The 5,652-nt window shown below is 53.4% G+C and carries 3 rRNA genes; all 3 read left to right on the top strand.

The features are described 5' to 3' along the window. Positions 1-279: 279 nt before the first annotated feature. The 3 genes from BJP08_RS06795 to rrf all read left to right on the top strand — a co-directional run bounded on the left by BJP08_RS06795 (position 280) and on the right by rrf (position 5,593). Positions 280-1,796: ribosomal RNA gene (locus BJP08_RS06795) — 16S ribosomal RNA — on the top strand. Between the two features lie 439 nt (positions 1,797-2,235). Beyond that, positions 2,236-5,316 (top strand): 23S ribosomal RNA (locus BJP08_RS06800). Positions 5,317-5,474: 158 nt separating this feature from the next. Next, positions 5,475-5,593: ribosomal RNA gene (gene rrf / locus BJP08_RS06805) — 5S ribosomal RNA — on the top strand. The 16S, 23S and 5S rRNA genes sit together here, the layout of an rRNA operon. Positions 5,594-5,652: the final 59 nt, after the last annotated feature.

Below are 5,652 nucleotides of genomic sequence, written 5' to 3' on the forward strand. Positions count from 1 at the left end.
GTTTGTGGTGTGTGCCGGTGGTGATGCTTGAACCTATGATTGGGTGTCGCTAGTTTTGGTGCAGATGCATGGTCATGTTGACTGTTTTGTTGATGTGGTTGTGACTGGTCCTGTTGTGCCCCGTCGGGTTGGGACCGGTTGTTTGTACTTTATTTTTAGTAATTTTAGGATTTTGCCAGTCCATTAAGTGGTGACTGTTTTTGGTTGTTGCTTGGTGGTTGGTTTGTTTTTGGTTAGGTTTTCGGGCTTTTCACGGCCTTGTTTCTTTCTGAAATAGTTTTTGTGGAGAGTTTGATCCTGGCTCAGGATGAACGCTGGCGGCGTGCTTAACACATGCAAGTCGAACGGAAAGGCTCCTGCTTGCAGGGGTACTCGAGTGGCGAACGGGTGAGTAACACGTGGGTGATCTGCCCTGTACTTCGGGATAAGCTTGGGAAACTGGGTCTAATACCGGATAGGACAACTTTTTGGATATTGTTGTGGAAAGCTTTTGCGGTATGGGATGAGCTCGCGGCCTATCAGCTTGTTGGTGGGGTAATGGCCTACCAAGGCGTCGACGGGTAGCCGGCCTGAGAGGGTGTACGGCCACATTGGGACTGAGATACGGCCCAGACTCCTACGGGAGGCAGCAGTGGGGAATATTGCACAATGGGCGCAAGCCTGATGCAGCGACGCCGCGTGGGGGATGAAGGCCTTCGGGTTGTAAACTCCTTTCGCTAGGGACGAAGCGTTTTTGTGACGGTACCTGGAGAAGAAGCACCGGCTAACTACGTGCCAGCAGCCGCGGTAATACGTAGGGTGCGAGCGTTGTCCGGAATTACTGGGCGTAAAGAGCTCGTAGGTGGTTTGTCGCGTCGTTTGTGTAAGTCCACAGCTTAACTGTGGGACTGCAGGCGATACGGGCATAACTTGAGTGCTGTAGGGGAGACTGGAATTCCTGGTGTAGCGGTGGAATGCGCAGATATCAGGAGGAACACCGATGGCGAAGGCAGGTCTCTGGGCAGTAACTGACGCTGAGGAGCGAAAGCATGGGTAGCGAACAGGATTAGATACCCTGGTAGTCCATGCCGTAAACGGTGGGCGCTAGGTGTGAGTCCCTTCCACGGGGTTCGTGCCGTAGCTAACGCATTAAGCGCCCCGCCTGGGGAGTACGGCCGCAAGGCTAAAACTCAAAGGAATTGACGGGGGCCCGCACAAGCGGCGGAGCATGTGGATTAATTCGATGCAACGCGAAGAACCTTACCTGGGCTTGACATGTAGCGGATCGCCGCAGAGATGTGGTTTCCCTTGTGGTCGCTATACAGGTGGTGCATGGTTGTCGTCAGCTCGTGTCGTGAGATGTTGGGTTAAGTCCCGCAACGAGCGCAACCCTTGTCTTATGTTGCCAGCACGTGATGGTGGGGACTCATGAGAGACTGCCGGGGTTAACTCGGAGGAAGGTGGGGATGACGTCAAATCATCATGCCCCTTATGTCCAGGGCTTCACACATGCTACAATGGTCGGTACAGCGCGTTTGCTACCTTGTGAGGGGATGCTAATCGCACAAAGCCGGCCTTAGTTCGGATTGGGGTCTGCAACTCGACCCCATGAAGTCGGAGTCGCTAGTAATCGCAGATCAGCAACGCTGCGGTGAATACGTTCCCGGGCCTTGTACACACCGCCCGTCACGTCATGAAAGTTGGTAACACCCGAAGCCAGTGGCCTGTCATGGGAGCTGTCGAAGGTGGGATCGGCGATTGGGACGAAGTCGTAACAAGGTAGCCGTACCGGAAGGTGCGGCTGGATCACCTCCTTTCTAAGGAGTTTATTTTATTGTGGCTCACAGTTGTGGGCTGTTGTTTGTTGGTTGAGTCACCAAGTGTGTGGCTGCCAATGTTGTTTCCGGGTGGAGACACACCAGCTACAGGCAATGATGCGTCAGTGTGTTGTTGTTGTGGTGGTGGCGTGCGTGCGTGATTGTTGTGTAATCGGAAAAATATGTTGTTGTGTGTTGGTGCACTGTTGGGTGTCTGAGGCAGCAATGTGTGTTGTCTTGATGATTCTGCATGGTGACTGTCGACTGGTTTGGTTGGTGGTTGGTGTGTGGGGTGTGTTGTGTGAGAACTGTATAGTGGACGCGAGCATCTTTATTCTTGTGGAAGAATTTTTTGATTGTAAGTTTGCCTGACAGATAGATGATTGCTGTGCCTTGTTGGTGTGGTGGTTGTTTGTTTGTTTGTTTTTGTTGTGTGTTGTTGTTTTGTTACAAGGGCGTACGGTGGATGCCTTGGCATGCTTAGCCGATGAAGGACGTGTGAGGCTGCGTTATGCCTCGGGGAGTTGCCAACAAAGCGTTGATCCGAGGATGTCCGAATGGGGAAACCTGGCACTTGTTATGGAGTGTTACCTGCAGATGAATGTATAGTCTGTGTGGGGGTTACGCGGGGAAGTGAAACATCTTAGTACCCGTAGGAGAAGAAAACAATTGTGATTCCGCTAGTAGTGGCGAGCGAACGTGGATGAGGCTAAACCATGCGTGTGTGATACCTGGCAGGGGTTGCGCGTGTGGTGTTGTGGGCGATGATCGTGGGTATGCTGCCATGTACCCCCGTGATGCGGCGTGTTAGCGGAAGTCACCTGGGATGGTGTGCCGGAGAGGGTGAGAGCCCCTGTACGTGAAGGCGTGTCGTGTTGTGGTGATTGTGTGCCCGAGTAGCAGCGGGCTCGTGGAATCTGCTGTGAATCTGCCGGGACCACCCGGTAAGCCTAAATACTAAGTGTGACCGATAGTGGATAGTACCGTGAGGGAATGGTGAAAAGTACCCCGGGAGGGGAGTGAAAGAGTTCCTGAAACCGTGCGCTTACAATCCGTCAGAGCACCTCATGGGTGTGATGGCGTGCCTTTTGAAGAATGAGCCTGCGAGTCAGCGGCATGTCGCGAGGTTAACCCGTGTGGGGTAGTCGTAGCGAAAGCGAATCCTAATTGGGTGTGTGAGTGGCATGTCCTGGACCCGAAGCGGGGTGATCTACCCATGGCCAGTGTGAAGCAGCTGTAAGAGGTTGTGGAGGCGCGAACCCACTTAGGTTGAAAACTGAGGGGATGAGTTGTGGGTAGGGGTGAAAGGCCAATCAAACTCCGTGATAGCTGGTTCTCCCCGAAATGCATTTAGGTGCAGCGTTATAGTAGTTTGCCGGAGGTAGAGCTACTGGTTGGTTGAGCGGGACTATCATCTTAGCAACATCAGCCAAACTCCGAATGCCGGTTTAATGTTCTATAGCAGTGAGACTGTGGGGGATAAGCTTCATAGTCGAGAGGGAAACAGCCCAGATCGCCGGTTAAGGCCCCTAAGGGTGTACTAAGTGGAAAAGGATGTGGGATCGCGAAGACAGCCAGGAGGTTGGCTTAGAAGCAGCCATCCTTGAAAGAGTGCGTAATAGCTCACTGGTCGAGTGGTTCTGCGCCGACAATGTAGTGGGGCTCAAGTACACCGCCGAAGCCGCGGCAAGCAACGTTTGTTGTTTGGGTAGGGGAGCGTCGTGCATGGGGTGAAGCCATACTGTAAGGGGTGGTGGACTGTGTGCGAGTGAGAATGCAGGCATGAGTAACGAGAGATACGTGAGAATCGTATCCGCTGGATGACTAAGGGTTCCTGGGTCAAGTTCGTCTTCCCAGGGTGAGTCGGGTCCTAAGGCGAGGCCGACAGGCGTAGTCGATGGTTAACGGGTTGATATTCCCGTACCCGTATGCACGCGACAAAGGATGAAGCGGTGATACTAACCACCCTGAACTGGTAACATGCGCACCACTTGTGGTGTGTGGTTGTTGGTGATGCGTGGGGCCTGATCCGTGGTAGTTCAGTGATGGGGTGACGCAGTGAGGTAGCCGCGCCAAGTGTTGGATATTCTTGGTGTAAGCGTGTGGCACGTCGACTTGTCAAATGCGGTCGATTTTATGTGTGAGGCGTGATGCGTAGCCCTTTTGTTGGGTGATGGTGGTGATCCTGTACTGTCGAGAAAAGCCTCTAGCGATGTGTGTGTATGGCCCGTACCCGAAACCGACACAGGTGGTCAGGTAGAGAATACTAAGGCGGTCGGGTGAACTGTGGTTAAGGAATTCGGCAAATTGCCCCCGTAACTTCGGGAGAAGGGGGGCCCTTGCTGGTTGCATACTGTTTCGGTGTGTTGCTGGTGGGGGTCGCAGAGAATAGAGGGGAGCGACTGTTTATCAAAAACACAGGTCCGTGCGAAGACGGTTAAGTTGATGTATACGGACTGACGCCTGCCCGGTGCTGGAAGGTTAAGAGGACCTGTTAGGGCTTTGGCCCGAAGCGGAGAATTTAAGCCCCAGTAAACGGCGGTGGTAACTATAACCATCCTAAGGTAGCGAAATTCCTTGTCGGGTAAGTTCCGACCTGCACGAATGGCGTAACGACTCCCCTGCTGTCTCAACCACAGGCCCGGTGAAATTGCAGTACGAGTAAAGATGCTCGTTTCGCGCGGCAGGACGAAAAGACCCCGGGACCTTCACTATAGCTTGGTATTGGTATTCGGTGCGGTTTGTGTAGGATAGGTGGGAGACTGTGAAGTGGTCACGCTAGTGATTGTGGAGTCGTTGTTGAAATACCACTCTGACCGTAGTGGATGTCTAACCTTGGCCCATGATCTGGGTTGGGGACAGTGCCTGGTGGGTAGTTTAACTGGGGCGGTTGCCTCCCAAAATGTAACGGAGGCGCCCAAAGGTTCCCTCAGCCTGGTTGGCAATCAGGTGGTGAGTGTAAGTGCACAAGGGAGCTTGACTGTGAGACTTACAAGTCGAGCAGGGACGAAAGTCGGGACTAGTGATCCGGCACCTACTTGTGGATGTGGTGTCGCTCAACGGATAAAAGGTACCCCGGGGATAACAGGCTGATCTTCCCCAAGAGTCCATATCGACGGGATGGTTTGGCACCTCGATGTCGGCTCGTCGCATCCTGGGGCTGGAGTAGGTCCCAAGGGTTGGGCTGTTCGCCCATTAAAGCGGCACGCGAGCTGGGTTCAGAACGTCGTGAGACAGTTCGGTCTCTATCCGCCGCGCGCGTTGAAACTTGAAGAAGGCTGTCCCTAGTACGAGAGGACCGGGACGGACGTACCTCTGGTGTGCCAGTTGTTCCGCCAGGAGCAGGGCTGGTTGGCTACGTACGGGAGGGATAACCGCTGAAAGCATCTAAGCGGGAAGCCTGTTTTGAGATGAGGTTTCGTTTGAGGTTCCCTAGAGATGATGGGGTTGATAGGCCGGATCTGGAAGCATTGTAAGGTGTGGAGGTGACTGGTACTAATATGCCGAGACTAAAACAACCACCTTGTTGGTGAACGTGGTTATGGTCAAATGTTTGAGTGTTCTTCCGTGTAAAGAGTGTTTGCGTCCACTGTGCAGTGTCTGGCACAACATGTGCTTGTGCTGATATGTGAATATTGTCGTTGTGATCAATGATCTTGTTGGCACGTTTTTGGTCGTGTCGGTGGTTGATGGCGGCGGGGAAACGCCCGGTCCCTTTCCGAACCCGGTTAGCTAAGCCCGCCCGCGCTGATGGTACTGCACCTGGGAGGGTGTGGGAGAGTAGGTTACCGCCGGCCTATAATTTCATGGTGGTGGATGTGGTACCCGGTGTGGGTATCACATCCACCACCTTTTT

The organism is Corynebacterium sp. NML140438 (assembly GCF_001875725.1).
Taxonomy (GTDB): Bacteria; Actinomycetota; Actinomycetes; order Mycobacteriales; family Mycobacteriaceae; genus Corynebacterium.